The sequence below is a fragment of the Kineococcus siccus genome (genome assembly GCF_009906795.1).
In the GTDB taxonomy this organism is placed as follows: domain Bacteria; phylum Actinomycetota; class Actinomycetes; order Actinomycetales; family Kineococcaceae; genus Kineococcus; species Kineococcus siccus.
The window spans coordinates 1-3861 of record NZ_JAAALN010000298.1; the positions used below are offsets into that span (position 1 = coordinate 1).

Below are 3861 nucleotides of genomic sequence, written 5' to 3' on the forward strand. Positions count from 1 at the left end.
CCGCCCCTCGTCCCGCCCCTGCGCCCGCGCCGGCGCCGGCGAACCCGCTGGCGGGCGCCCGGTTCTGGGTGGACCCCGCGTCCAACGCGCGGCGCGAGGCCGACCGGCGGGCGGCGGACCCGGCCGCGCGGGCGGCCCTGCTCCGCATCGCCGAGCAGCCGGGCGCGGAGTGGATCGGGGACTGGACCCCGACGTCCGCCGTGGCGGGCCGGGTCGCGGCGGTCGTGGCGGCCGGCCGCAGCGCGGGCACCGTGCCGGTCCTCGTGCTGTACGCGATCCCGCACCGCGACTGCGGCAGCTACTCCCGCGGCGGACTGCCCGACACCGCGGCCTACGCCGCGTGGGTCCGGCAGGTGCGCGCGGGCCTGGGCACCGGGCGCGCGGTGGTCGTCCTCGAGCCGGACGCGCTGCCGCAGCTGGACTGCCTGCCGGGCGACGCCGACCGGCGGGCGCGCACCGCGGCGCTGCGCGACGCCGTCGGGGTCCTCGCGGGCGCCCCAGGCGCGGTCGTCTACCTCGACGCGGGCACCTCGCGGTGGGTCCCCGCGGACGCGATGGCCCAGCGGCTGCGCGACGCCGGGGTCGCGCAGGCCCGCGGGTTCTCCCTCAACGTCTCGAACTTCGGCTGGACGGACGCGGAGGCCGCGTACGGCGACCAGCTCGTCGCACGGCTGCCCGGCAGCCACTACGTCGTGGACACCAGCCGCAACGGCCGCGGCCCCGGGGACACGTGGTGCAACCCCGCGGGCCGCGCGCTCGGCCCCGTGCCCACGAGCTCCACCGGCCGGGCCGCCGCGGACGCCTACCTCTGGGTCAAGCGCGTCGGCGAGTCCGACGGCGACTGCGGTCGCGGGGAACCCGCCGCGGGCACCTGGTGGCCGGACTACGCCATCGGGCTCAGCCAGCGGGCCGGGGGCTGATCCGGGGCGTCGCCGCGGCGAGGGCGAGCGCCTGCTCGGGCCACCACGCCCCGGCCGGCGGCTGCCCCCGGCCGCACTCGCCGTCGGAGTCGCCGGGCTGCTTCACCCACAGGTGCGCGTCGACGCGGGCGTCGCCCGTCTCGGTGGTCGGCGGGTCGCCCAGCGCGCGACCGGGCGGGTTGCACCACGTGTCCCCCGGGCCGTTGCCGTTGCGGCTGGTGTCGACGACGAAGTGGGCGCCGCCGAGCCGGTCCGACAGCGCGCGGCCGTAGGCGGTGCTGGTGGCGGTCGTCTCGAAGTTCGCCACGTTGAGCGCGAACCCCGCCGCGCGCCCCACCCCGGCCGCCTCGAGCTGCCGCGCGAGCTCGGCGCGGTCGCCCACCCAGGAGGAGTTCCCCGCGTCGAGGTAGGTGCTGGTGCGGGCCCCCCGGGCGAGCGTGTCGACCGCGGCGTTCAGCAGCTGCACGCGGGTCGGCGCGTCCACCGGCGCCTGCTCGCACCCCTCGAGGAGGTGCGGCACCGCGTCGGGCTCCAGGACGACGACGGCGCGCGCGTCGCCGATGCCCGCGGCGATCCCGCCCACCCACGCGCGGTAGGCCTCCGGGCTCGCCGCACCGCCCGCCGAGAACTGGCCGCAGTCGCGGCCCGGCAGGTTGTAGAGCACGAGGACGGGCACGGAACCCTCGGCGGCCGCGGCGCGCACGAGGGCGGCCGCCGCGGCCGCCGGGTCCGGGTGCTGCCCCGCGAACCACACGGCCGTGGGCCGCGCGGCGAGGGGTTGCAGCGCCGCGGCCTCCTGCGTCCGGCCCTCGGCCCGCCACCGCTCGACCTGCTGCACCGCGTGGCCCGCCGGGTCGACGTGGAACCGGGCGCCGGACAGCGGGTCCTCCCGCGCCGGCGCGGGTCGCGGGGCGTCGGAGCCGCTGCACGCGGTGAGCAGGACGGCGGCGAGGGCCGCCCCGGCGAGGACGCGCGCGCGGTGGCGGAACCCCACGTCAGGCCACCTGGACCCAGCGCGCCACCGACGGCACGCCGCGCGCGTCGAGGAGGAACAGCATGTACCAGCCGGACGGCGTGAGGCCCTCCTCCGGTGCGAGCGTGAGGTCGTAGCCGCCGGCCGACGGGGTGACGTCGAGGGCGACGGACCGCTGCTCGGTGTCGGTGACGTGCGTGACGGCGCTGGGGCGCACCAGCCGGGCCGTCGTGACGGCGTCGGAGGAACCGACGTGGAACGTCGTGCCCCGCTGCACCGGTGCGTCGGGGACGCTGTCGATCACGGGGCGCTCGCCGCCCTGGTGCAGGTACGGCGGGGTGTAGATCTCCAGCCGCTGCTCGAACGTGCCCGGCACCGAGTTGCCGGCGTCGGAGTACAGCGGGTCGGACCCGAGGGTGAGCACCCGGCCGTCGGGCAGCAGGAGCGCCTCGGAGTGGTAGTCCCGGCCGACGTGCGGGGCCGCGGCCGCGGTGAACGTCCGGGTGTCCGGGTGGTAGATCTGCGCCAGGTGCAGGTCGCTGTCGTCCATGCCCCGGTACTTCGCCGAGCCGCCCGTGGTGAGGACGGTGTCGTCGGGCAGCACCGCGGCGCTGAGGTAGCGCGTGGGCGAGGGCAGGTCCGGGCCCGGGGTGTAGACGGGCTGCGGCCGGCTCAGGTCGACGACGTCCGTGCGCGCCGTGGACTCCATCGAGTCACCGACGCCGCCTCCCCCCGCGATGAGCACCTGCTGCTCCTGCGCCGGCGGCAGCAGGACCGACGTGCTGGTCTCGTTCATCTCCGGGTCGCGCAGCCCCCCGACGGGCTGGAAGGAGTTGTCGTGCAGGTCCCAGACGCCGGGCTGGCGGCCGGCCGTGGCCGACCCGTAGCCCGCGTTCGACCCGCTGTAGAACAGCCGGTCGTCCGCCAGCCGGAACAGCGCCGGGTAGGTGGGGAAGTACCGGTTCAGCCCGGGCTTGTCGAACCACTGCCGCGCGGACCGCTCGTACACCTCGTTCTGGCCGTCGAGCACCACGCCGTGCTGGTCGAGGCCCGACACCGCGAGGACGTTGCCGCCCTCGACGGAGATCAGCGTCGGGTACCAGCGGGCCTCCTGCAGGCGGCCCGTGGGGACGTAGCGCTCCTGGTGGACGTCGAACTCGTAGGAGGCGTCCAGGCCCTGGTACTCCTGCTTGTCCAGCGTCATGGCGTCCGCGACGCCGTAGACGGTCGACGGCTGGCCGGCCACGGTGAACTGCGTCGGCTGCGGGAGCACGGAACCGCGGCCCTCGGTCACGGCCTCGGCCCAGACCTCGGTCTCGGAGGCGTGCACCATGGTCTCGCCGTCCATGCGCATCTTCACCGCGGGCGCGAGGACGGCGTCCTCGGTGGTCCGGTAGCGCAGGCCCGTCGCGGTCGAGAGCTCGGCGCCCTTCGGCACGGTCACCGCCGCGGAGTCGGGCGACTCGTTCTTCAGGACCACCGGGCCGGCCGCGTGGGTGACCTGGCCCTCCAGCTTCTCGTAGCGCCGCGTCCCCCCCGCGATGAGCAGGTTGCCGTTGGGCAGGAAGGCGTGCCCGCCGCAGAACAGGTCCTCGGGGGTGGGGATCTCCTCGTAGGTGTCCGTCGCCGGGTCCCAGAGGATGCTCGTGAACGTGCCGGCGTCGAACTGCTCCTGGTCGTTGCCCGACCCGGCGATGACGAGCATCTTGCCGGTGGACAGCATCGCCGCGTGGATCGCGTTGACGCGGAACTCCTCGGGGACCTCGACGACCGACCAGGACCCGTGGGTGGCCCGGTACTCGGGGCGCGACTCCTGGTAGGCGGTGACGGCGCTGGAGGTGGCGGACGCCACGAACGAGCCGTTCACCACGACGAGGCCCGCGACGGTGGCGCCGACGAGGGCGGTGTTGCGGATCCGGCGGCGCAGGGGGGCGCGACGGGTGGTCTTCACGGGGTCGACTCCTGAGG

Annotated in this window: 3 protein-coding genes; 1 reads left to right on the forward strand and 2 read right to left on the reverse strand. The window is 76.4% G+C overall.

The window, feature by feature from the left end; genetic code table 11:
• Window positions 1-920: glycoside hydrolase family 6 protein (locus GTR02_RS20375; RefSeq protein WP_166609305.1), on the forward strand; the 920-nt coding region annotated here is incomplete at its 5' end.
• On the opposite strand, the gene GTR02_RS20380 is transcribed toward GTR02_RS20375, so the two are convergent.
• Both GTR02_RS20380 and glxA read right to left on the reverse strand, forming a co-directional pair.
• Window positions 898-1914 (reverse strand): glycoside hydrolase family 6 protein, encoded by a 1017-nt coding sequence (locus GTR02_RS20380; RefSeq protein WP_166609306.1) that lies wholly within the window; start codon window positions 1912-1914, stop codon window positions 898-900. The two genes, GTR02_RS20375 and GTR02_RS20380, sit on opposite strands and share 23 nt — an antisense overlap.
• 1 nt (window position 1915) lies before the next feature.
• Window positions 1916-3844: a radical copper oxidase GlxA gene (glxA, locus tag GTR02_RS20385; protein WP_166609307.1), complete on the reverse strand. Its 1929-nt coding sequence runs from the start codon at window positions 3842-3844 to the stop codon at window positions 1916-1918.
• Between the last annotated feature and the right edge of the window lie 17 nt (window positions 3845-3861).